The 22,209-nt window shown below is 45.9% G+C and carries 24 protein-coding genes; 21 read left to right on the plus strand and 3 right to left on the minus strand.

Annotated elements, in window-relative coordinates:
- The 3 genes from ACR6HW_RS17135 (at position 1) to ACR6HW_RS17145 (ending at position 2,749) form a co-directional block, all read left to right on the plus strand.
- The gene (locus tag ACR6HW_RS17135; protein WP_455728891.1) at positions 1 to 639 is read left to right on the plus strand and encodes a response regulator; all 639 of its coding nucleotides are present in this window, start codon (positions 1 to 3) and stop codon (positions 637 to 639) included.
- Positions 636 to 2,351, plus strand: a complete 1,716-nt coding sequence (locus ACR6HW_RS17140; RefSeq protein WP_455728892.1) for a sensor histidine kinase — start codon at positions 636 to 638, stop codon at positions 2,349 to 2,351. Before ACR6HW_RS17135 ends, ACR6HW_RS17140 begins: the two co-directional genes overlap by 4 nt.
- 101 nt (positions 2,352 to 2,452) lie before the next feature.
- Positions 2,453 to 2,749 carry a hypothetical protein gene (locus ACR6HW_RS17145; protein WP_455728893.1) on the plus strand — a complete coding sequence of 99 codons (297 nt, stop codon included), beginning with the start codon at positions 2,453 to 2,455 and terminating at the stop codon, positions 2,747 to 2,749.
- 52 nt (positions 2,750 to 2,801) lie between these two features.
- Here the strand turns inward: ACR6HW_RS17145 and ACR6HW_RS17150 are convergent, their stop codons facing one another.
- Positions 2,802 to 3,332 carry a hypothetical protein gene (locus ACR6HW_RS17150; RefSeq protein WP_455728894.1) on the minus strand — a complete coding sequence of 177 codons (531 nt, stop codon included), beginning with the start codon at positions 3,330 to 3,332 and terminating at the stop codon, positions 2,802 to 2,804.
- 285 nt (positions 3,333 to 3,617) lie between these two features.
- Positions 3,618 to 4,205, minus strand: coding sequence for a flavodoxin family protein (locus ACR6HW_RS17155; RefSeq protein WP_455728895.1), 588 nt, complete (start codon positions 4,203 to 4,205; stop codon positions 3,618 to 3,620).
- A 90-nt stretch (positions 4,206 to 4,295) separates the two neighbouring features.
- On the opposite strand from ACR6HW_RS17155, the gene ACR6HW_RS17160 reads away from it, so the two are divergent.
- On the plus strand, positions 4,296 to 5,108 hold the full coding sequence (locus tag ACR6HW_RS17160) for a MerR family transcriptional regulator (RefSeq protein ID WP_455728896.1): 813 nt from the start codon (positions 4,296 to 4,298) through the stop codon (positions 5,106 to 5,108).
- Between the two features lie 12 nt (positions 5,109 to 5,120).
- Complete coding sequence (locus tag ACR6HW_RS17165) at positions 5,121 to 6,344, plus strand: winged helix-turn-helix domain-containing protein (RefSeq protein ID WP_455728897.1); 1,224 nt, start codon at positions 5,121 to 5,123, stop codon at positions 6,342 to 6,344.
- Positions 6,345 to 6,400: 56 nt separating this feature from the next.
- Here the strand turns inward: ACR6HW_RS17165 and ACR6HW_RS17170 are convergent, their stop codons facing one another.
- Entirely contained in the window at positions 6,401 to 6,826 is a 426-nt protein-coding gene (locus ACR6HW_RS17170) for a DUF1801 domain-containing protein (protein WP_455728898.1), read from the minus strand.
- 156 nt (positions 6,827 to 6,982) lie between these two features.
- On the opposite strand from ACR6HW_RS17170, the gene ACR6HW_RS17175 reads away from it, so the two are divergent.
- The 16 genes from ACR6HW_RS17175 (at position 6,983) to ACR6HW_RS17250 (ending at position 22,129) form a co-directional block, all read left to right on the plus strand.
- Positions 6,983 to 7,420, plus strand: a complete 438-nt coding sequence (locus ACR6HW_RS17175) for a VOC family protein (RefSeq protein WP_455728899.1) — start codon at positions 6,983 to 6,985, stop codon at positions 7,418 to 7,420.
- A 229-nt stretch (positions 7,421 to 7,649) separates the two neighbouring features.
- Positions 7,650 to 9,251, plus strand: a complete 1,602-nt coding sequence (locus ACR6HW_RS17180) for an ABC transporter substrate-binding protein (protein WP_455728900.1) — start codon at positions 7,650 to 7,652, stop codon at positions 9,249 to 9,251.
- A 22-nt stretch (positions 9,252 to 9,273) separates the two neighbouring features.
- Positions 9,274 to 10,254 (plus strand): ABC transporter permease, encoded by a 981-nt coding sequence (locus ACR6HW_RS17185; RefSeq protein WP_455728901.1) that lies wholly within the window; start codon positions 9,274 to 9,276, stop codon positions 10,252 to 10,254.
- The gene (locus tag ACR6HW_RS17190) at positions 10,238 to 11,059 is read left to right on the plus strand and encodes an ABC transporter permease (RefSeq protein WP_455728902.1); all 822 of its coding nucleotides are present in this window, start codon (positions 10,238 to 10,240) and stop codon (positions 11,057 to 11,059) included. The genes ACR6HW_RS17185 and ACR6HW_RS17190 overlap by 17 nt, the downstream gene beginning before the upstream one ends.
- A 12-nt stretch (positions 11,060 to 11,071) precedes the next feature.
- Entirely contained in the window at positions 11,072 to 11,998 is a 927-nt protein-coding gene (locus tag ACR6HW_RS17195) for an ATP-binding cassette domain-containing protein (RefSeq protein ID WP_455728903.1), read from the plus strand.
- On the plus strand, positions 11,985 to 12,581 hold the full coding sequence (locus ACR6HW_RS17200; protein WP_455728904.1) for an ABC transporter ATP-binding protein: 597 nt from the start codon (positions 11,985 to 11,987) through the stop codon (positions 12,579 to 12,581). Before ACR6HW_RS17195 ends, ACR6HW_RS17200 begins: the two co-directional genes overlap by 14 nt.
- A 207-nt stretch (positions 12,582 to 12,788) precedes the next feature.
- Positions 12,789 to 13,088, plus strand: coding sequence for a metal-sensing transcriptional repressor (locus ACR6HW_RS17205; protein WP_455728905.1), 300 nt, complete (start codon positions 12,789 to 12,791; stop codon positions 13,086 to 13,088).
- Between the two features lie 227 nt (positions 13,089 to 13,315).
- Complete coding sequence (locus ACR6HW_RS17210) at positions 13,316 to 14,788, plus strand: S41 family peptidase (protein WP_455728906.1); 1,473 nt, start codon at positions 13,316 to 13,318, stop codon at positions 14,786 to 14,788.
- 294 nt (positions 14,789 to 15,082) lie between these two features.
- On the plus strand, positions 15,083 to 16,549 hold the full coding sequence (locus tag ACR6HW_RS17215; RefSeq protein WP_455728907.1) for a S41 family peptidase: 1,467 nt from the start codon (positions 15,083 to 15,085) through the stop codon (positions 16,547 to 16,549).
- Positions 16,550 to 16,692: 143 nt separating this feature from the next.
- Positions 16,693 to 17,652 carry an ATP-binding cassette domain-containing protein gene (locus ACR6HW_RS17220; RefSeq protein ID WP_455728908.1) on the plus strand — a complete coding sequence of 320 codons (960 nt, stop codon included), beginning with the start codon at positions 16,693 to 16,695 and terminating at the stop codon, positions 17,650 to 17,652.
- A 5-nt stretch (positions 17,653 to 17,657) separates the two neighbouring features.
- Complete coding sequence (locus ACR6HW_RS17225) at positions 17,658 to 18,431, plus strand: ABC transporter permease (RefSeq protein WP_455728909.1); 774 nt, start codon at positions 17,658 to 17,660, stop codon at positions 18,429 to 18,431.
- Positions 18,421 to 19,200, plus strand: a complete 780-nt coding sequence (locus ACR6HW_RS17230; RefSeq protein WP_455728910.1) for an ABC transporter permease — start codon at positions 18,421 to 18,423, stop codon at positions 19,198 to 19,200. Before ACR6HW_RS17225 ends, ACR6HW_RS17230 begins: the two co-directional genes overlap by 11 nt.
- Before the next feature lie 23 nt (positions 19,201 to 19,223).
- Entirely contained in the window at positions 19,224 to 20,207 is a 984-nt protein-coding gene (locus ACR6HW_RS17235) for a phosphotransferase (RefSeq protein ID WP_455728911.1), read from the plus strand.
- Positions 20,208 to 20,254: 47 nt separating this feature from the next.
- Entirely contained in the window at positions 20,255 to 20,446 is a 192-nt protein-coding gene (locus tag ACR6HW_RS17240; protein WP_455728912.1) for a hypothetical protein, read from the plus strand.
- 272 nt (positions 20,447 to 20,718) lie between these two features.
- A complete protein-coding gene (locus ACR6HW_RS17245) occupies positions 20,719 to 21,717 on the plus strand; it encodes an amidohydrolase family protein (RefSeq protein WP_455728913.1) in 999 nt (332 codons plus the stop codon).
- Between the two features lie 13 nt (positions 21,718 to 21,730).
- Positions 21,731 to 22,129 carry a hypothetical protein gene (locus ACR6HW_RS17250; RefSeq protein WP_455728914.1) on the plus strand — a complete coding sequence of 133 codons (399 nt, stop codon included), beginning with the start codon at positions 21,731 to 21,733 and terminating at the stop codon, positions 22,127 to 22,129.
- The last annotated feature ends 80 nt before the right edge of the window (positions 22,130 to 22,209 follow it).

Below are 22,209 nucleotides of genomic sequence, written 5' to 3' on the forward strand. Positions count from 1 at the left end.
ATGGTTAAGGTACTTATAGCAGATGATCAAGCGCTGTTGAGAAAGTCCCTAGGACAAATTATCAGTATCGATGATGACATTCAAGTTGTCGCCATGGCTTCAACGGGCGTCGAAGCTGTAGAAAAATGTAGTAAAATCTGTCCTGACATTGTGATGATGGACATTGAAATGCCTAAAATGAACGGTATTGATGCAATGCGAATCATTAAAGAGAAATACCCCAAAATAAAAGTAATCGTATTGACCACTTTTGATAATCGTGAAAACATCGTGGCGTCTTTTACTGCCAATGCAGACGGTTACATAACAAAAGATATCGGCCCAGAAGAACTGATACTCACCTTGAAGTGTGTTCTCAATGGATTGACTGTTATTCACCAAAGCGTAAAAGAAATTATGCTGGAAAAGTTTGAACGCGCAGCACAACAAAACATGCGGTGCGTAGCGCATTTAACTTCTGAAGAAGTGGAGATGATACGGCTAATTGTAAGTGGGTACAGCAATAAAGCCATTGGTGAACGGCTTAATTACACCGAGGGCACGATTAAAAATAAAATCAGCAAAATGTATGGCAAGTTAGGCGTTTCAGATCGTGTTCAGTTGGCAATCTTCGCCATAGAGAATGGCATAGAACAATGAACGATGTTCTTAGACAAGAAATCAGCACTATTTGTTGTGTTCATATGGTTGCAATTGTATTGGCACTTGTATTTATTATGATTTTTTATACCAAAGCCAGAAGGGATTATGCCTTAAACGCTTTTTTTGTTATGCAAGTGAGTATGATCGGTTGGATGATGTTTAAAATCTTTAAAACCGTAGCCCCAACCGTATATTCTAGATGGTGGTTTATTGTCGGGTATTATTTTTGTGCTTGTGTATTTGAGGTGGCTTTTTTAGAATTTGGTTTTGCTTATTACAAGCGTCGCCCGTTAAAGACGGCGATACGTTTGGTCGCTTACGGATGCGCCGCGATTCAGTTTTTAGTCGTTGCAACCAATCCCATACATCATTTGTTCTATAGAACCTATGATTTTTGGGGGGATAGCTTTGGACCTCTTTTTTACGTTCACACCGCATTGGTTTACAGTTTCATCTTTGCCGGATTTGTCTACGGCGGCTTGACTTTTGAGAAGCGCTTTAGAGGAGAGGCGCTTTGGTACAAGTTTTTAATAGCCTGTGCGATAGTTGTACCTGTGATTCTTAACTTTCTCTTTATTACGAAAGTTCTACACCGTTGGCTTTTTTCAATCGGTGTTTACGTCGTTTTTGACATTACCCCCATTGTGTTTGTTTTCTCGACACTGGTGTTCATTTACGCAACGTTTAAACACAATTTTATAGACCAATCACCTATTATGCGCCATGAAATTGTTCAAAAGTTGGATACGGCACTTTGTCTGATGAACTACACCTTTCAACCCATTTATTTCAACAGCAAGTTTGAACAGCTTGTCGAGAGCGATACGAATACCGTATTGACTCAGGCTATTGAAGCCAAAGGTCATCGAGTTGAGAACAACCAAGTCTTTGAATTGGAGATTGGAGAGGATGTTTTTCGTTGTACAATTAAGTCGATAGAAACACTCAAAGAGCGACAGTACTTGCTGGTCGTCAATCGCGTTACAGATTACCGAAATGCTGCAAAGACTCTTATGCTCGAGCAAGAATGTATACACTCGGCGAATAGGGTTTTAAGAGAAACCATAGACCAGTTAAAGGTGGCTTCTAAAATGAGTGCTAGAAACTTTGTTGCTAGAGAACTCCACGATATCATTGGGCATTCATTGGTTGTCACGATTAAATTGTTGGAAGTTGCCGATATCTATCTGCTTAAAAATGTGAAGCTTAGTCAAGACGCTCTTAATGATGCGGTGCTGTCTTTAGAGAATGGGGTACAAATGATGACCAATATTGTACAAGACAAATACGATTATACAGGTAATGCGCTAGAAGTTGAAATAAAAAAGTGTTTGTTTCGGCTGAAAGGTACAGGAATACAGACTCATTTTAACTTTAAAGGACGGCAGTTTCAGCTATCTGTGCAAAAGTACGATATTGTTTCTAAAGTCAGCATGGAACTTGTTACCAATGCGTTGAAACATGCCAACGCGAAAGAGCTCTTTTTGTCTGTTGTAATAGGTGAGAAAGTTATAGAAGTACTTGTTATGGACAATGGTGTTGGCTGCGAGCAACTCGTTCTTGGGAATGGCCTAAAGGGCATAAACGACAGGGTATTGCTGGTGGGGGGAGAAATGACATGTATGACAAACACTGACGAGGGCTTCGTCTGCAAAGTAACTATTCCAGGATTGAATGATACATCTGTCCATAATCAGTACGACAATTGATGACTCTGGCAGTGACACAATGACTTTAGCCTCTTCAATTTTAAGGTATTCTATAAATAGAATCAGTAGGTTGCTTTAAAATTATAAAAAGGAGGCTGGAATTGAAAGAAACAAACAAGTGGGGTTGCGCCCTAGGGTATCTGGTATTCTTTGTGCCGCTGTTGATGGATAGTGAGAACAGCGCCTATAGATTTCATGCCAACCAAGGGTTAATTGTATTGTTGCTGTTTATCGCTGTTAGTATCGTCGGGACATTTATCCCTGTTATCGGCTGGTTTTTAATACTCCCTTTTGGGACTGTGTTGACAGTGATATTATTTGTTATCGGCGTGGTTAATGCCTTAAATGGGCAAGAAAAAGAATTGCCCGTCGTCGGGCGTTATCGTTTGATTAAATAATGCCTATAAAAGACGTTGCAGATGAAAATGCAACGTCTTTTTTGTTGTGCGTTTAGATGTGGTCAGCGTGCCAAGTGCTCTCTTTGCCAAAGCCATAGAACACGGCATCCAGCTTCCAGTCGCCGTCGTTATTTTTGAGGACAAACTGCTGTTTGCAATCGATGCCTTTGCTGTAGTAAGCGGTGACGACGGCTTTTTTCGCACTTTTCATGGTGAAGTCGAGGGTGCAGCCGTCGTCGAGGTAGGCGTATCTGGCCGGATTGCCGAAGCTTGTGGCAAAACCGCGTCCCAGCAGTTTAGCCGTACATTTTTGTTTGGCTACCTCGCCGTAGCGCTCTTTGTATGTTTTCCAGAGCGCGTCGCTTCCGGGGGCCACTTGTGAAGCGGGAATCCCCGCGGCGTATTTGGCTTCGTCCAGTTCTCGGCTTCGCGTATACACGGAGTCTTCAATCGTACTGAGGGCTCTTAAAAATTTGAGAAGAGGCGGTACGATAACGGCTTGCATCGACTGATACTTTTCAGGGGTGTCGGTGCAGGCGATCGGGGGTGAAAAGCGCGGGTCATTATTTTCCATAGTCATCATGTTTAAACTCCTATAATGTCTTTAGTGGTCTTTAAACAGTTTAACACATGGACGCATTTTTCGGGGACGCCATAGACCATTTGGGACTGCAGTACCTTAAAAAAAAGGTGCTGAACCGACTTATAGCTCATCGACTCTGCATCATTGTCGTCAACAGTTTGCCTTGCACGGATACAGACGATCTGGCATTTTCAATTAAATCTCATCGAGACAGGACACCAGTCACCGGTTTCCTTTGACGGTCTATGGTTTTACAGGTGTGCATTAACTCAACCGCAGGGGCGCTCAACAGTTTAATAAAGTGTCTACTGCTCGAACCATTTGGTCGACAGTGGCGTTAACTGCAGGAGGCGACGCCGGACACCACGGCAAGACAAACGGACCGACACAGCGTGTTAACGCCGTTTGGCAAAACAAGTCGAACTGCGCCTTAATAAGATCGGTGTTTTCACTTTCCGGCCCCTGACAGGTTACCAAGAGCCCCGTAGGTTTACTGGCAATAAGCGAGTGAATGGTCATATCTCCCACTGCTTGGTCGGCACCGTCTATAAACTTAAACAGACTCACTTGTCTGTCCATAAAGAGTTTGAGCTGTCCCGAATAAGAATGTCCGTAGAGCGGTGTGCCGTAGAAGATAACATCTGCGGCAATCAAATGCTCTAAAAGGCCTCCGGCATCGTCGTCGATGACACATCCCGGTGTTGTGCGAGTTGATTGACAGGCTGAACAGCCTGTACAGCCGTGTAGCGTGTAGTCAGTTAGTCGATACAAATAAACGTCATGCCTTGGGGCCAGTGCTTTTCTAAAGGCCTCAAGTACGGTGTTGGTATTGCCCGCTTTTCTGGGGCTTCCTGAAATCATAACAATGTTCATAGCCATGCTCCTTTTGTGGTTGCGTATTGTATGTTGTCTGCAAAACCACTATAATCTATAGGGTAACCCGATAGTCAAGGGAGGGGTTTTATGAACGCAAAAAAAGAGTGGCTGACAACAGGTGCCTTTGCAAAACTTTGCGGTGTCAGCAAGCATACATTGTTCCATTACGACGCTATGGGGCTCTTTTCACCGCAGCGTGTCGACGAGAAAGGCTACCGCTACTATCATGTCCTTCAATACGACACGTTTCGCACCATCGCCCAATTGCAGACCACAGAGATGACACTACAAGAGGTGAAAGCCTATTTGGCTTGTCGGTCGCCTGAGAAACTGCACACGACATTGCTCGAAAGAGAGGCGGTTTTAGAAAAAAAGATCAACGCACTAAAAGCGGTACAAGCGGCAGTGCGCTCGACTCGACTTCAAATGGCCGAAGCGGTAACTATCGGTGGCGACATCGTGTGTCGAGAGGAAGCTGAAATGCCCCTCTGCCTTACTGACCCGTTGATGACGAGAGACGATGCAGAGATGACTGAGGCGTTTTCAGAGCTGGCAAAGGCATTTGACAACGGCGCATTTCAACAGCCTTCCGGTATGGTGACCCCCGTATCGGCGGTGCGTCACGGTGTAGCGACAGCGCCTGTGCGCTTTTTTATAGTGCCGGCTCCGGCGACAGAGGTGAAGACGAATTCTTACAAACCTTCAGGCACCTATCTCACAGCGTACCACATCGGCGACTACAGCGATTTAAAGGTTACGCGTCGTCGACTTATCGACTACGCCGATGCGCGTGGGTACACACTGGAAGCGTACTTTTACGAAGAGCGGATTGTCGGCGACTGGGCGGTGACAGAGGCGGCGCAGTATGTGCTTAAAGTGTCTGTAAAAATACGGAGATAAAGAGGGGGGCATATGTCTAAAATAACAGTTTCAAAAGAGCGCGCCAGAGCGTTTCTCGTACAGTATCACGGGTTGGCTTTTGACAAAGCGTACACAGGAGAAGACGCCGTAGAGTATTGGGTGAATCAAGTGGGGTGCGTGCAGTACGACCCGCTAGATGTCGTCGGCCGAAATCCCGATTTGGTGTTGCAATCGCGCATAGACGGCTATACCAAAGCGCAGCTCGAGCACTGTCTCTACCGTTCGCGCACATTGGTCGACGGTTGGGACAAGATGATGGCCATTTACCCGTCGAAAGACTGGCCGCATTACCGCCGCGTTAGAGCGGCGAGAACCGCAGAGAACCTCCGTATCCTATCTCATCGAGGCACACAGAGGGCGCTGGATTACTTGGCTGACGTCAAGGCAATCCTTGAAAACAGCGGCGCACAGTTGGCACGAGAAATAGAGATAGGCGGCGCATCCGACGGCGTATGGCAGTCCGGCAAATTCGCAAACGTGGCACTGGATCACTTGTTCCACATGGGAGCGCTCGGCGTTGCCAAAAAGAAGAACACCCAAAAAGTGTACGACATCATCGAGCGTCTATTGCCTCAATCGGTATTAGAAGCCGAAGACCCATTTGAAAGTGAAGACGCCTTCTACAAGTGGTACATCCTCAGGCGGATTGGCGGCATCGGCCTGTTGTGGCTCAGAAACGGCGGGGGCTGGTTGGGCCATTACGTATCCGATAAGAAACTGAGAACGCGCATTGTGGGCGAACTGGTAGCATCAGGCGCCCTGAAAGAAGTGTGGGTCGAAGGCATAGACGAGCCGTTTTACACACGTGCACAAGATCGTGTCCTGCTTGAAACCTGTCCAATAGATTGCGGGCAATCGGTGCGTTTTATGGCCCCTTTGGACAACCTGATTTGGGACAGAGGGCTGATTGAAAAGTTGTTTCATTTTAAGTACACATGGGAAGTCTATGTGCCGAAACACAAGCGACAATACGGCTACTACGTGTTACCGGTTTTAGAAGGCAACCGCTTTATCGGTCGTTTTGAACCGATTAAGCAACGGGGCGCTGAACCGCTTGCCATTGCCAATTGGTGGTGGGAAGACGGCGTTCAGCCGACCTCAGAGCGCCTCGAAGCCATTGAAAAGGCTTTTGAAGATTTTGCTCGCTATTTAGGCGCCGAAGGCGGTGTCGCCGCATGCATGGCAGTGGTGCGTCGTGCGACAATCAAGTCGTAGGCAGCGCACAAAAAAACCGCCGTTAAAAATCGGCGGTTCAGTATCGACGTTTCCGTCTAATATGTGAGGGATCGACCGTTCATCGCCTCGAAAGCATCTTGCACCAAGGTCTTCAACACATTTAAATCCACATCGTCGAGTTTGTTGATGTAGAGACAGCCTTTTCCCAACTTGTGTTTGCCCAGCTTTTTTAAGAGGGGCTCGTAGTTGGAAAAGCCGTTCATAATGTAGAGGGACAAACTGGCCTTACGAGGAGAGAAGCCGATGGCGGGCCAATCGCCAGCCTGTTTGCTACGCGTCGAAGTGTAGTGGTAACTGCCGTAGCCGACGATGCTGTCGCCCCACATCTTCGGTTCGAGGCCGGTGATTGCCTTCATCATGTTGTAAAGCGCCAGACCGTCAGTCCTTCTGCGGTCATTTTCAACTGCGTTGAGAAATGCCAGTACATCGGCGTCGTTGACTTGAGTTTTGAGTTCGGCCATGGGCACACATCCTTTCATAACATAACCAAGCACCTATTGTTTTTATACCAAAACACGAGACCTTCAATCGGCCAATTGATAAGTCAATTTTCGCTGGCATTTTTAATTAAATCTCAACGAGACAGTAACCTGGCAGATAAAGAAAGAGGTGATTTTATGCAACAAGCCATTGTTCACATCGCGCTCGTGGTAGACGATTACGACGAAGCCATTGCTTTTTACACGGGGAAGCTTAATTTTGAGCTTATAGAAGACACGTATCAGCCTGAACAAGACAAGCGCTGGGTCGTTGTATCGCCGCCGGGTTCTTCCGGGACGACGCTGCTCCTCGCTCGGGCGTCAGGTGCCGAACAGGCGACGGCTGTGGGCAACCAATCCGGCGGACGGGTCTTTTTGTTTCTCAATACCGATGATTTCTGGAGAGATTACAACGCAATGCTGGCAAAGGGCATTGAGTTTGTCAGACCGCCCAAGGCAGCCCCTTATGGCATGGTGGCCGTCTTTAAAGATTTGTACGGCAACTTGTGGGATTTGCTTCAGCTCGCCCCGGACCATCCGATTTCCAAAAGGCTGTCGTGGAACGCACCGGATTAAGCCCCCCTATTTTGGCAATGAGTGGGTATGTAGGGTAAGTGCTTCTAAAAAGCATTAGATAAAACGGATTCAGAAGCTCTTTTAGGAGATCAATATTTAGAGGGCATGAAAGTACACGTCGCTCTTATCCCCCCTAGTGGCTTGTGGCGCTTTCTTTTCCCCATTATAATAGTTATGAACTTATTTGAGCGTGTTGCACAAAGAAAATAAATTTAAGTTGGGGGAACATATGAAAAAGAGATTGGCATGGTTGTTGATTTTGATGATGACGCTTACCACAGTGGCTGCTTGTGGTGGGACAGAGGCGGACACCTTTACCAAGCGTCGAGAAAGAAAGGCCTCAAGCGAAGTGATAGTCGCTATTGGCAGCGAACCAGAAGCGGGCTTTGACTCAACCACTGGTGGACATGGGTCGATTACAAGACTGTTATTTTCAACGCTCTTTAGACGGGATAAGGCATTGGGCTGGGAAAATGACTTAGCCACCGGATACAGCATTTCAGAAGACAAATTAACTTGGGAAGTAACCGTTCGTGAAGATGCGGTATTTACAAATGGCATGCCTGTAACCGCAGAAGACGTGGCTTATACTTACCAAACTGCAAAAGACGCCGGCGCCGATATTGACCTAACGATGGTGGCATCTATTTCAGTTGTAAATCCAAACACTGTGGCTTTTAAATTGACCAGACCTTACTCGACCTTTATGGAGCGATTGGCCTACTTGGGTATTGTGCCGAAAGAGGCACATGGAGAAGGGTTTAAAGATGCCCCAATAGGCTCGGGCCCATTTGAATTTGTGCAATGGGATAAAGGGCAACAAGTGATTGTTAAAGCCAACGAAGATTACTATGGCGAAAAAGCCAAACTGAAAAAAATGACCTTGGTATTTTTAGAGCGTGATGTGGCTTACACGGCGATACAAAATGGCGATGTAGACGCGGCGCTTATAAATGGTATGTTGGCTAAACAGGCTGTGGAAGGAACGACAGTGCTGGATTTGCCAACCATTGAGTGCTACGGGGTGAATTTCCCAATGGTGCCGGCAGAAGGCAAGAAGGCAAAAGACGGTGCTCTAATGGGCAACGACGTCACCTCAGATTTAGCCATTAGACAAGCCTTAAATGTGGCAATGGACCGGAAGGCCATGGTAGAGGGCATCTTCTCAGGCTATGCAACGCCCTCTACAACAGGCCTTGAAAAAATGCCTTGGCTAAACCAAGACACCGTGTTGCCAGAAAATGCGTATGGGGACATAGAAAAAGCAAAAGAAATCCTTAAAACAGGTGGTTGGGTGGACTCAGACGGCGATGGCATCTTGGAGAAAGAGGGCCTAAAAGCATCGTTTAATCTCCTATACACCAGTGGTGCCAATAGACAGGAACTGGGGCTTGCATTCGCAGACACGGCCAAACAACTTGGTATTGAAGTTGCTTTGGAACTGGTTACATGGGATACGATTTTGCCGAAGATTCACACAAACGCGGTGCTTTACGGCTTTGGATCGGGCGACCCATCGGAACTTTACAATTTATACTATGGCGGAATTGCCGGTGGCGTGGTGCCATGGGACAACTCGGGCGTTTACAACAATCCAAAAGTTAATGCGGCCATCGATCAAGCCTTATCGGCAAAAGATGAAACTGAAGCGCTGCCTTACTGGCAAGCTTTACAGGCTTATACAAGTGCAAAAGCAGATGCACCTTATTGCTGGCTTGTGAACGCAAATCACGTGTACTTGTTGGCAGAGGATTTCAGTTTTGGGACGCCGCTGGTGCAACCTCATGGCGGACGTATCTTCGACAATGCCTACGAATGGGAATGGCAATAACTTTTGATTTAAGGAGGCTTTTTTGAAACGCATCGTTTTAAAAGCAGTGAAGTTTATCACATTACTTCTTTCCATTTCTCTATTGACCTTTTTTTTAATGGAAGCCTCGCCGCTTGACCCCGTAACCGCTTACGTGGGGGCAGACACGCGGGTGGGCGCCGAGCAAAGAGCGCTAATCGCTGAACAGTGGGGGTTGAATAAGCCCCCTATGGAGCGATTTTTTGCTTGGTTTAAAGCCATTGTTTCAGGAGATTGGGGAAGCAGTTTAATTTATAGACGCCCTGTACTCGAAGTCATCGGAGTGAAATTTAAAGCCTCTTTGCTCTTGATGTTATCGGCGTGGCTCTTATCGGGCATCATCGGTTTTGGGCTTGGGATTATAGCCGGGGTAAACGAGGGCAAATGGCTTGATCGAGGGATTCGTTATTATTGCCATCTGCTTATTGCCACACCTATATTTTGGCTTGGCATGGTGATGATTATTCTTTTTTCAGTGACCCTCAAGTGGTTCCCAGTGGCTTTAAGTGTCCCCATGGGCGTTTTGGCCGAGGACGTAGGACTTGGCGATAAACTGAGACATATGGTATTGCCTGCGCTTACACTTGGCGTTATGGGCATCTCGGGCGTTTGTTTACACACGAGGGAAAAGGTCATTGAGAGTCTAAAATCCCCTTATGTCCTCTACGCAAGGGCTCAGGGGAAGTCCGAAAGATACATTGTGTTCAATCATGTTGTGCGCAATGTGTTGCTTCCGGCGGTGACGCTACAATTTTTATCCTTTAGCGAACTCTTTGGAGGTGCGGTATTTGTGGAACAGGTCTTTTCCTATCCGGGGCTCGGCAAAGCTACCGTTGAAGCAGGACTTAGAGGCGATTTGCCGTTACTAATGGGGATTGTGATTTTGAGTTTGTGCTTTGTATTTGTAGGCAACAGCATAGCAGACGCCCTGTATTTGTATATTGATCCTAGGATTAAGGAGGCGACGTATGCAAATCGGGATTAGAGAAAAAACGGCATTTATCGTATTGAGTATAATGCTGATTTTAACTGCGGTTTTTGTCATGGGCAGCCAGATTACAGAAAACGACTATGCGGTGGCACTGGACGCCATTTTTAAAGCCCCTTCCAAGGCTCATCTCTTTGGGACCGATTGGATGGGCAGAGACATGCTGGCCAGAACCCTTAAAGGCTTGAGCCTCAGTATGAAAATAGGCTTCTTTTGTACCCTGAGTAGTGGCCTTATCGCTCTGGTGATGGGGGTGTTTTTACCCATGATGGGCAAAAAAGCGGACTTTTTCGTGGGCTGGTTGATAGACTTAGCACTTTCTGTTCCCCATACACTGGTGGTGATTTTAGTAGCCATTGCCATGGGGGGCGGTGCTAAAGGCATCTGGCTCGGGATTACATTGACTCACTGGACCGGTTTAACCCGCGTTATTCGTGCTGAAGTGAAACAACTGAACACCATGCCTTATACGAAAATTTCACGCAAGCTCGGTAAAAGCAAAAGCTACGTGGCGAGAAAGCATATCTTGCCACATGTCTTGCCGCAACTTTTTGTCGGAATGATTTTGGTGTTTCCACATGCCATTTTACATGAAGCGGCGGTGACCTTCTTAGGCTTTGGATTGCCCCCGCATGAGCCAGCCATTGGGGTTATTTTATCAGAAGCCATGAAATATTTAACCACGGGAAAATGGTGGCTTGCATTTTTCCCAGGACTTTCTTTGGTAGCGCTTTCTTTAATGGTAGATGGCATGTGTACCCATATTAAAAAGTGGATTTCACCTGAGACGGCTTATGAATAGAGGAGAGGAACGATGCGTACGGAAGTATTTAGAGTAGAAAATTTGCAAATTGCGTTTTCACAATATGAACGCGGATTCCGAAGAAAAGATATCGTGGCGGTGAGGGACTTATCAGTGAGCCTTTATGCCGGTGAAATTCTCTCTGTAGTGGGTGCCAGCGGTTCGGGAAAGAGCCTGCTGGCCCATGGCATCTTAAGTGTTTTGCCGAAAAATGCCAAACAATCGGGTCAGTTTTTTTATAGAGGTCACTCTTTAGAGCCTTCGAGCCTTAAGCAACTAAGAGGTAAAACCATTGCTTTAATTCCCCAGTCTGTGGAACATTTAGACCCTCTGATTCCCGTGTGGAAACAGGTGGCGAGGTCAAATAGCGGTGCCCCACTTAGTTTTGAAGCGGTGACGACCCTATTTGAAAAATATAATATGACAAAGGATGCCATGAGACTTTACCCCTTTCAGCTTTCGGGGGGCATGGCGCGCAAAGTGCTGCTCATGATGGCACTTTCGCAAGGGGCAGAAATTATTATAGCCGACGAACCCACACCCGGGCTTGATGAAAAGGCTCTTTTAGAGGTGCTAAATGATTTTAAAAGCCTTGCAAGGCAAGGGCATGCTGTCCTTTTGATTACGCATGACATCTTTTCTGCTGTGCAGATCTCAGATGAACTCGCTATGTTTCACGGCGGCGTGATTGTGGAACGCGCTAAAAAAGAAGCTTTTTTAAATGGGGGCGATGGCCTTGTCCATCCTTATACCAAAGCCCTTGTACGGGCCCTTCCAACTGAAGGCATGACCCATGTCAGCCCTTCGGTTTTTCCCGTGACTTTAAACGGGTGTGCTTTTCGCTCGCTTTGCCAAGAGCCGTGCGAAAAAGGACAGAGCTTTGAGCCACAGCTGAGGGCATATGCAAATGGGGAGGTGAGATGTCATGGCCATTCTTAAAGCGGAGGGGGTTTCATTTTATTATCAGAAAGAGAAACCTATTTTAGATAATATCCAATTCCAAGTAAAGAGTGGTGAAGTGGTAGGCATCACGGCACCAAGTGGAAGAGGAAAAACCACTCTAGGTAAAATTCTTGCAGGCTATGAAAAACCAAGTCGGGGTCAAGTGATTTTAGAAGGCGTCAATGTCCCCAAGGGCGAATTTTATCCAGTTCAACTGATTTATCAACACCCTGAAAAAGCCGTTAACCCTAAATGGAAGATGGAAAAAATGCTAAAAGAATCAGGTGAACCTTATGAAGACTTGCTAGAACCTCTGGGCATTGAAAGTGCTTGGCTCAAGCGCTGGCCCAGTGAGTTGTCAGGTGGGGAGCTCCAGCGATTTTGCGTTCTTAGGGCTCTGACGCCAAAGACCAAGTTTTTAATAGCCGACGAGATGACCACCATGCTCGATGCCATTACTCAGGCTCAAATCTGGCACGTCGTTTTGGCGTTTGCAAAGGCACACGATATGGGCCTTATAGTCATCAGCCATGATGACGCTTTACTTGAAAAGCTCTGTGATCGAATTGTTAAACTCTAAGATGTTTTTTGAAGTGTGGACAGCCGAGAGCATAAAAGCCTTTTATAGGGGCTTTTATTTTTGTAAGGTGTATACACTTAGTGAGCGTTTAGCTGTTTTCTCAATGTCTGTAACTATTGGTTTTTCAACTTTTAATCTAACTTTGACGAACATCTATGTTTTAGGTATACTAAGTTTGATAGCTTAGTAAAGAAAGTAGGCGAATACATGTGTAGTAAGAATCACGAACAGCCTCATTCACATGGGCATACGCATAAACAAACAAAGTCCGTTTTAAACCGCCTGTCGAGGGCGAGTGGACACCTTGACTCGGTAAAACGCATGGTGGAAGACGGCAGAGATTGCAGTGAGGTGTTGGTACAACTTTCAGCGGTGATTGCCGCTTTAAAAAATACCAGTAAGGTCATTTTAAAGGATCACATAGAAACGTGCATTGTAGATGCGGTAGAAACAGGGGATGAGACAGCTTTGGAAAGTTTAAATAAGGCCATTGACCAACTCTTGTAGACTTTTAAGCGTTGATGCGACCAAGTAGTTCAAGTTTTGCAATGAACACATACGGAACCCCTTTTAGCCATTGTGATAAACGGTTAAATGGGGTTGGTTTTACATAGGATAGTTTGAAACGGTTATTTTACTTTTATGCGTTTTGTTAATTTGTGCAAATAGGTGCTTTAAGCCGCATCTGTTCAGCGGCATTACTCTGACCAATTAAGTTGCGAGGTGGCTATACAATGTCGAGAAAAACTAAAATTTTAATTGGGTTCCTCGTGCTTTTCATGATTCCACTAGGTTACATAACTTATACGGGGAACTGGCAAATGGTGCGGTTCGTAGTTCAATACCCTGAACTGCTTCCTCTGAGAAGTGTTGATAAGCGTGCGCATGTCCCACGCAAATCGCCCTACGATTTATTACATACGCGTAAAGTGGTTGAAGACCTTCAGCAGCTAGAGAAAGATTTGCTTGAAGTTCACCCTGCAACGGTAGACGGATTTCCCACTGAGTTATCTACTGCTTTTGAAGAAGCGTATCAGATGGCCGAAGAAAATATGACCGTTCACGATTTTGGGACAATGACGTCCAAGCTGTTGGCGACTTTACATGATGCACACACGAGCATGGAAGCTCCCTATTACGGTTCAGAAACACTCCCTTTTCGCTTTAAGCAAATCGATGGGAAGTTTTACGTTGTCGATGGACTTGGAGCGCACACTGGTACAGAGATACTTTCAATAGGTGGTGTTGCCATGGAAACGCTTTATGAAAGCCATAGACGTGTAACGCCAAGTGAAAATAAGTACTGGCCTCTTGCTACTTTTGAAAACAGTCTTATAAAACTTGATCAAATTAAGTTCCATGGGGGAAAGGTTATTCGATTAGATTCTGGTAAATTAGCCACTAAAATAAAAGTTCAGCACAAGGAAGCTGTTTCTGAAATCCTCATTGAAGCTGACCCAACATTTAAATTGAAGTCGCCACATTATGATAAAAGTAACTATCAAAAGTCCCAATATGGAAGTTATGCATATTCTATTAACGAAGAAAAAAATTATACACACATTATCCTGTCGTCATTTGGGGAAGATGAAGATGTTCAACTGTTTTTTGATACCATGTTTGCGGAAATTAAAGAAAAAAATATTCGGCACATTATTGTAGATTTGAGAGGGAATAAAGGAGGATACATAAACATTGTTTATGACTTTTTAGCTTATATTAAAAATGAAAAAGAGCTTAGGAAGGGAGCCAATAATATCCGTTTTTCTGACCAGGCGTCGTCTCAAAGGGGATATGTTAAAAAGAACGGGTTAAGTTATGTTAATCTTGATTTATACCCAGCAGCAAAGATCGATGAGGCGTTGATTTTTGATGGAAAAGTGTACGTTATAGTGGATGGGCTGTCGTTCTCAGCGGCATGTAACTTAGCAACGATGGTTTCTGCAAACAATTTAGGGACAATCATTGGCACGCCAACTGGCGGGAGTCCAAAATGCTATGGTGATTCATTATCGTTTCAGCTTAAAAACAGCAAATTAACGTACACCATAGCTCGTGAAGAAGTAATCCCCCCTTATATGGTAGAAGTAGAGGTGGGTACGTTGTATCCGGATTATGTAGTTACCTACACGCTAGATGACCACTTGAAAAAAAGAGATTTGGAAATGGAGAAAGCGATAGAATTAATTGAGAAGAGTGGTTCATAGTAAAAATATTGAAAGTATCGGGCGTATTTATTGTATATCACAAACCTAATCAACCTATAACTAAGCTGAAGAGCAGCGGGAGATATACGTCGGATTTTGCATATTAAAGGGCTTTAAGCTTAATTGCGCTTATCTTTAGAGTGTAAAGAGAGCACAAAGTCAGGTTGTGGGTGTCAAGGAGGATTCGGATAGTAGAATACTTTATATGCGATTGACCAGTCTATCTCCCGTACCACCTCAGTTGACGAATCATTTATTAAGGAGACAATACCACAGATAAGAGGTGTCTATACAATGTCGAGAAAAACTAAAATTTTAATTGGGTTCCTCGTGCTTTTCATGATTCCACTAAGTTACATAACTTATACGGGGAACTGGCAAATGGTGCGGTTCGTGGTTCAATACCCTGAACTGCTTCCATTGAGAAGTGTTGATAAGCGTACGCATGTCCCACGCAAATCGCCCTACGATTTATTACATACGCGTAAAGTGGTTGAAGACCTTCAGCAGCTAGAGAAAGATTTGCTTGAAGTTCACCCCGCAACGGTAGACGGATTTCCCACTGAGTTATCTACTGCTTTTGAAGAAGCGTATCAGATGGCCGAAGAAAATATGACCGTTCACGATTTTGGGACAATGACATCTAAGCTGTTGGCGACTTTACATGATGCGCACACGAGCATGGAAGCGCCCTATTACGGTTCAGAAACACTCCCTTTTCGCTTTAAGCAAATCAATGGGAAGTTTTACGTTGTCGATGGACTTGGAGCGCACACCGGTACAGAGATACTTTCAATAGGTGGTATTGCCATGGAAACGCTTTATGAAAGCCATAGACGTGTAACGCCAAGTGAAAATAAGTACTGGCCTCTTGCTACTTTTGAAAACAGTCTTATTAAACTTGATCAAATTAAGTTCCACGGGGGAAAGGTTATTCAGTTAGATTCTGGTAAATTGGCCACTCAAGTAAAAGTTCAACACAAGGAAGCTGTTTCTGAAATCTTTATTGAAGCTGACCCAACATTTAAATTGAAGTCGCCACGTTATGATGAAAACAACTACCAAAAGTCACAATACGGAAGCTACGCATACTCTATTAATGAAGAAAAAAATTATACACACATTATCCTGTCGTCATTTGGGGAAGATGAAGATGTTCAACTTTTTTTTGATACCATGTTTGCGGAAATTAAAGAAAAAAATATTGGGCACATTATTGTAGATTTGAGAGGGAACACAGGTGGCACTTCAGAAGTAAGTGATAGATTTTTAGCCTATATTAAAAATGAAAAAGAACTTAGGAGGGGGGCTTTTACCATTCGTTTTTCTGAACAGGCATCGTCTCGAAGAGGATATATTAAAAAGAATGGTTCAAGGAAAGTTAATAGTGCTTTATTTCTAATACCAAAGGTCAACAAGAATTCGATTTATGAAGGTAAACTCTATGTTTTGGTAGATGGATTGACATTCTCAACAGCAACCGACTTAGCAGTTATCCTTTCTGATCACAATTTGGGGCCAACCATTGGCACGCCAACTGGCGGGAGTCCAAAATGCTATGGTGATTCATTATCGTTTCAGCTTAAAAACAGTAAGAAAATTTACACCATATCACACAAAATCTTCGAAAACGCCAATCGTGTAGAGGTAGGTACGTTATATCCGGATTATGTAGTTACCTACACGCTAGATGACCACTTGAAAAAAAGAGATCTGGAAATGGAGAAAGCGATAGAATTAATTGAAAAGAGCGGTTCATAGTAAAAATATGACAACTGAGGCGTTAGGCTTTGATGGCGGGCTCCAAGATACAATTTGGACTGTGGATTTTTGAGAATATTCTGGACAAATGGTCGTTAGTCCTTTAAAATAAATATTCAAAGCCATAAGTTTATGAGGTGACTATGCAGATAACCCTTGAAGACATACATAAAACCTATACCGTCAACCGTTCCCTGTTTAAAAAGAACAGCGTCCAAAAATTGGCGTTAAATGGCGTTACTCTCAATATCGATTCAGGTGAGTGCGTCGGTTTAATAGGCCTTAACGGCGCAGGGAAGTCCACACTTATTAAAATTCTCAGTGGTGTATTGACACCGACACAGGGCGCGGTGATGATTGACGGCAGCCCTTTGTCGCTTGGAGACAACACCTACAAACAGTCTATTGGCGTGTTGTTTGGCCACCGTGGACAGCTGTGGGCAGATTTGTCTATTATGGACAGCTACAAAATTTTAAGGCAAATCTACCAAGTGCCCAAGGCCGTTTTCGACCGGCGTCTCAAAACGTATATTGAACGTTTTAAACTGGCCGACCTGCTTTCTATTCCGCTGAGAAAGCTCAGTCTCGGTCAGCGGATGAAATGTGAAATCGTCGGTAGTTTGTTGCACGAACCCAGACTCCTACTCCTCGACGAAGCCACATTGGGGCTCGACCTTTTTACACGCGATTTAATTCTCAGAGAGATTGAGGCCATTCAGCGAGAAACGCAGATGACACTGATTTTTACCTCTCACAACATGAACGATATCGAGCGCACTTGTCGGCGACTTGTGGTGCTCGATCAGGGGCAGATTATTTACGACGGACATTTGGACGCCTTAGTTCGGCAATACGCCAATCACTACACACTGAGGATAGAGTGTCGAGAGCCTCTGTCGGAAGAGACCTTACAATCGGTGTTTCCCGAACACATTGTAACCACTCAGCGCCCCCAAATAGTGGCGTTTACGCTATCGGAAGAAGCGGCCTATCAGGTGGGGGATACCTTAGATAAAATGAAACGCATCGCCACCATTGAGCGCTTTTCACTTGAGCCGGTGCCCTTTGAAACCGTTATTAAAAACATTTATGGGGATCGGTGATGTGTATGGCGCTTAGAAAAGTGTGGCTTTTAGCCGGGATTAAAATTCAATATTTCGACAAGAGGATTCTCATTGACGCTTTGCTGAAAGCGTTGGTGCAATTTGGCCTCGTGTACTATTTTTGGCGGGCAGTCTTTTCAAATACGCCTGTTGTTGCGGGACGTGATTTTGATACCTTCGTCGTCTATCTCGTATTGAGCTTATACGTGCAGTTGCTCATTAGTTACCCCAACATTCACTTTATAGGGCGGGACATCAAGAGCGGCGCTGTTGTCAATGCACTGGTGCGACCGATGGATTACGGCGTTCAGGTACTTTATAAAAACGTCGGTATTGCCTGTGTGAACGCGCTCCTCTATGGGCCATTAGTTGTTTTGTTTATCGCCCTTCAGAACAAAGGCGATGTGCTTGGGGCCACTGCTTTTATTGTTTTAGCCATACTGGGGGTGCTGACCGCTATTCAGTTTGACTGTCTCATGGGGTATTTGACTTTTTGGACAGAGAACAGTTGGGGCATTGCGCTTTTAAAAAGCGGGTTGTTTATGTTTTTTACAGGGCGGCTGTTCCCAGTAGATATGTTGGGGGCATTCGCCTATAAAGTTGTTCGCTACAGCCCGTTTCCAGGGATGGTTTTCACCCCTGTGAATGTGTTTCTCAACGGCGGGGAAGGCTTTCTTGAAGGCGTCATTATCCAATGCTTTTGGCTGGCGGTATTAACTTTTGCGGCCAAAGGCGTATTTTACAAAGCGCAAAAGGATGTGAGTCTCAATGGTGGCTAAACTCAAACTTATCGGCGTCTTTTTAACGATGAATGTCAAGAAACTCACTGCTTACAAAGGCGATTTTCTTATAGGATTGGTGGTGAGCCTAGTCAATGTGGCGCTGGACCTGATGTTTTTTAAGGTGGTTTACGCATATGTGGACACCATCGACGGCTGGACGCAGAGCAGTCTCATCTTTTTGTACGGGGTGGTGACCGTTAACCTCGCCCTTTACCAGCTGCTTTACGGCAACTTGAGAAGCCTCAAAGGCTACTTGTTTTCAGGCGAGATGGAACGCATGATGTGGCAACCGCAGGCACCGCTCTTTACCATACGCTTTCGCGATTTTTCAGTGGCGCCTTTAAACAAACTCTTGGTGGGGTGTGGGCTCCTTATCGTCTATGGGAACAGCACCGTCGGGTGGCAAGAAGTCGCAACGGCGTTCCTGTTGTCGGCTGTGGGCATTTCGGCGTTGTCTTCGTTGATGACCTTGGCCAGTGCGGTGCTCTTTTACACGCATTATCTGTACACCCCCTACGACAGCCTCTCAGAAGTACTCAAATACATTCACTACCCGTTTTCTATCTTCCCGGAAGTGCTGTCAAAGGTGTTGACTTGGGTCTTTCCATTTGCCTATCTCGGCTATTTGCCCGCAAAGGCCGCTCTGTTTTCTGAGCACAATAGAATGGTGTTGGTGTATGGCATTGGCATGGCGTTAGTTTTAAAGGGGCTTGCGACTTATGCGTTCAACCGCGCTTTAATGCGGTATGAAGGCAGTAACCAGTAATCAAATTGTAAGGAGATCGTGGCATGGAGCGAATGCGAAAAGCGCTTAAGCGGCATTATGATTTGGAAGTTTGCGAAATACTCCCACTAGAACACGGGTTGTGGGAAGAGAGTTTTAAAGTTCAAACAGGGAATACCGCGTACTACGTCAAGCGCTTTTGGCGGAAGCATCGGCTGGCGACGCGCTACGAGGAGATGCAGCGGGGGGTGGCACTCGGCGAAACCTTGAGACAAAGCGGTTTTCCGGTGCCCAAGCTGATTTATACCAAAGACGGCAGTTGCTTCGCACACTTTGAAGGAGAAGTCTATCAAGTCAACGCGTGGGTTACAGGCACGACCTATCACCCGGGGACGTTGCCACCTGAAGGTGCTAGAGCCATGGGGGCTTTGCTGGCGACATTTCACAGTCGACAGCCGATTGCCGGTACTACTGAACTCCGCGTTCCTACCGTGAAAGAATCACTTGAGGGCTGTATGGCCGTGCGCCTGAAATACGAAGGTCAAGTCGGTAAATTTCCGGCGTATGCCCGTGAGATTCTCGACGCATCGGTGCAATTGCTTGGCAACTTGCCGAAGACCTATGGCCAAGGCGAACAGCTGCTGGTACGCACTGGCACAGTATTCAACTCTTTCTGGGTTGAACAGGTTCTGTTCGATGACGACTTGGCGGTGGTAGCCCTCGTCGACTGGACAGATGGCGCCGGTAGAACGGATGCACTGGTACGAGACATCGACACAGCGGTTTATGTCTCGGCATTTGGTGTCGATGAGACGGTTCAATTCCTAAGAGGTTACCAGTCGGTGTTGCCGCTTCTCGAAAGCGAGTGGCGTGCCTTGAAACTTTTATTGGGCTATCGACAACTTGGGAAAACTTGGGTCTACGAAGCGTGGTTGGCAAAGACCAACCGCCGTATGGCGCATTGGGAAACCATAGCCGCAAGGTGGCTGTCGGAGACGCCAAAGCGTTTTAAGCACAGTGAGTTAATCGACGCGGCGCAGTGTTTATAGCGTTCTGATGTCGACTTATCTGACGGATTGACAGTGAGGAGGGAACGATGATTGTTTGGGTAAATGGGGCTTTCGGCTCCGGTAAAACGACTTGTGCTTATGAACTGAAGCGGCGACTGCCGGAGGCCTTTGTTTTCGACCCTGAAAACGTCGGGTTCTTTTTAAGGCGCAATATGCCAAAAGTACTGCATAAAGACGACTTTCAAGACCACGAACAGTGGCGTACCGAGCCGGCCTGACGTTGAGCACAGATCGGCGCACTCAATTTAAGAAATTGCTGGGCCGACTAGGTGTCAGCATTCGACATATGCGATAAAGAGCGAAACCGTTCCAAAGGGGACGGTTCTTTTGTGCACGAAAACACTATTATTTACCAAAAATAGAAATTCGAAAATGTGCTCTAGCATATTACGCCTCTTGACAAAGGGATGTGAATTCATTATAATACGACTAACAGTCATATGACCTAGTGGTCACATTTGCGTGTTAACCATCTATTGAGGAGGAAGTAATGCACAAATATTTGAAACCTGGCACAGATCAGCTGGCGTTTGACGGTCCTTTAAAAGTAATCGATTGTCACTGCCATTTAAGTGCGGCGCTGCCGGCGCGTGATAAAACGACAGAGGCAAGTGCCCCCCCTACTTACCCGACGGTGCCGTCAGCGGCCCATCGAGATTTCACAGTCCCCTATTGGCATGATCCCGACTTTCTAAAGTGGAAGTATAGCGGTTTCGGCGCACTGTTTCGCTTCGCTACAGAGGGGATAAGGATTTACAAAGACATTATGAGAAGCGGCTCAATTGAAAATGCTTTGGCGTATCAAAAGGCCAACTACGTGGTTCGCAGTGTGGTGTTGCCCATTAGTACAGCAAAGTGCGACTGCTCACCGGAAGCCCTCGATATTGCCAAACGGTACCCGGGAGATTTTATTCCCTTTTGTTCAGTACACCCGGGAGACAGTGAGGCGCTTTCAAAATTTGAGCGCTATGTCACGGAAGGTGCCCGCGGGATGAAGCTCAAGATGACAGGGGCGGATATCGACCGACATTTCGATGTACTGGTGAAGATGCTCACTCGGGCGGCGGCACTAGAATTGCCGGTATTGTTTCACACAGGTGCTATAGATGTTGAAGCTTACGGCATCAAGGGCAAAGTAGCAGAGTTGCTGACGTCGACTAAGGTATCGTGTTTTGAGAAGCTGTTGGCGGCGGCACCTGAGAACCTAAAGTTTATTTTTGGGCACAGTGGCATACACGAGTACGAACGCGTTGCGGCGCTCCTAGAGCAATACCCCGCTACTTATGCAGAGCTGTCGTGTCAAAGTGAAAGTAGTATCAGGGCCTTAATTGAGAAGGTGGGGGCGCATCGCTTGCTCTTTGGATCCGATTGGCCCGCTTTGCCGCCGGCTGTTACGTTGGCCAATGTGTTGGCGGCTACAGAAGGTGATGAGGAAGCGCGAAAGCAAATTGTATACGACAACGCAGCGGCGTTGTTCGGTCTCGACTAACGAAGGAGGACATATGAATTATTTCAGTGTGGTGTGTTTTATTTGGGCGGCAATTGGTATCGGTTCGAGAATTGTAATGGGCATTATGGGGGAGCGGTGGAAAACTTGGGAGCTTAACAGCGCTTACGCTCAAAAGCGTCCTAAAGCCATACTCATTATTGCCGTGCTCTGTTTGGGACTTGTGGGCGTCACGTGGTACCGCGTCTTTAAGACCGATGTGCCGTACAGTTGGGTTATCGCCGCTTTGGTGTCGTTGACAACGGTGAAAGTCTGGCACTTGCTGTTTAACTACGACGGATTTCGTCGATTTGCGTCGGAGACGCTGAACGACAAGTCGAAAATGCTGAGACTGAATATCGGTGTGGTTGTCTACTCGGCACTTTTAATAGGTATGGGCATTTGGCTGTATTAAGCCTTAGGGTTATGAACGGCGGCCACTAGTGTCCTGTAGCGTTCATAATTAAAAAAACTACTCATCTACTCTGCATCATT

The organism is Fusibacter sp. JL298sf-3, from assembly GCF_053842995.1.

Bases quoted from the DNA above. Each gene is read 5' to 3' on its own strand.
- ACR6HW_RS17165 (WP_455728897.1), top strand. From the start codon at position 5,121: ATGTCTAAAATAACAGTTTCAAAAGAGCGCGCCAGAGCGTTTCTCGTA.
- ACR6HW_RS17245 (WP_455728913.1), top strand. From the start codon at position 20,719: ATGCACAAATATTTGAAACCTGGCACAGATCAGCTGGCGTTTGACGGT.
- ACR6HW_RS17220 (WP_455728908.1), top strand. From the start codon at position 16,693: ATGCAGATAACCCTTGAAGACATACATAAAACCTATACCGTCAACCGT.
- ACR6HW_RS17155 (WP_455728895.1), bottom strand. From the start codon at position 4,205: ATGAACATTGTTATGATTTCAGGAAGCCCCAGAAAAGCGGGCAATACC.
- ACR6HW_RS17150 (WP_455728894.1), bottom strand. From the start codon at position 3,332: ATGATGACTATGGAAAATAATGACCCGCGCTTTTCACCCCCGATCGCC.
- ACR6HW_RS17190 (WP_455728902.1), top strand. From the start codon at position 10,238: ATGCAAATCGGGATTAGAGAAAAAACGGCATTTATCGTATTGAGTATA.
- ACR6HW_RS17200 (WP_455728904.1), top strand. From the start codon at position 11,985: ATGGCCATTCTTAAAGCGGAGGGGGTTTCATTTTATTATCAGAAAGAG.
- ACR6HW_RS17175 (WP_455728899.1), top strand. From the start codon at position 6,983: ATGCAACAAGCCATTGTTCACATCGCGCTCGTGGTAGACGATTACGAC.
- ACR6HW_RS17250 (WP_455728914.1), top strand. From the start codon at position 21,731: ATGAATTATTTCAGTGTGGTGTGTTTTATTTGGGCGGCAATTGGTATC.
- ACR6HW_RS17140 (WP_455728892.1), top strand. From the start codon at position 636: ATGAACGATGTTCTTAGACAAGAAATCAGCACTATTTGTTGTGTTCAT.
- ACR6HW_RS17180 (WP_455728900.1), top strand. From the start codon at position 7,650: ATGAAAAAGAGATTGGCATGGTTGTTGATTTTGATGATGACGCTTACC.
- ACR6HW_RS17160 (WP_455728896.1), top strand. From the start codon at position 4,296: ATGAACGCAAAAAAAGAGTGGCTGACAACAGGTGCCTTTGCAAAACTT.
- ACR6HW_RS17235 (WP_455728911.1), top strand. From the start codon at position 19,224: ATGGAGCGAATGCGAAAAGCGCTTAAGCGGCATTATGATTTGGAAGTT.
- ACR6HW_RS17240 (WP_455728912.1), top strand. From the start codon at position 20,255: ATGATTGTTTGGGTAAATGGGGCTTTCGGCTCCGGTAAAACGACTTGT.
- ACR6HW_RS17195 (WP_455728903.1), top strand. From the start codon at position 11,072: ATGCGTACGGAAGTATTTAGAGTAGAAAATTTGCAAATTGCGTTTTCA.
- ACR6HW_RS17205 (WP_455728905.1), top strand. From the start codon at position 12,789: ATGTGTAGTAAGAATCACGAACAGCCTCATTCACATGGGCATACGCAT.
- ACR6HW_RS17225 (WP_455728909.1), top strand. From the start codon at position 17,658: ATGGCGCTTAGAAAAGTGTGGCTTTTAGCCGGGATTAAAATTCAATAT.
- ACR6HW_RS17170 (WP_455728898.1), bottom strand. From the start codon at position 6,826: ATGGCCGAACTCAAAACTCAAGTCAACGACGCCGATGTACTGGCATTT.
- ACR6HW_RS17135 (WP_455728891.1), top strand. From the start codon at position 1: ATGGTTAAGGTACTTATAGCAGATGATCAAGCGCTGTTGAGAAAGTCC.
- ACR6HW_RS17215 (WP_455728907.1), top strand. From the start codon at position 15,083: ATGTCGAGAAAAACTAAAATTTTAATTGGGTTCCTCGTGCTTTTCATG.
- ACR6HW_RS17210 (WP_455728906.1), top strand. From the start codon at position 13,316: ATGTCGAGAAAAACTAAAATTTTAATTGGGTTCCTCGTGCTTTTCATG.
- ACR6HW_RS17230 (WP_455728910.1), top strand. From the start codon at position 18,421: ATGGTGGCTAAACTCAAACTTATCGGCGTCTTTTTAACGATGAATGTC.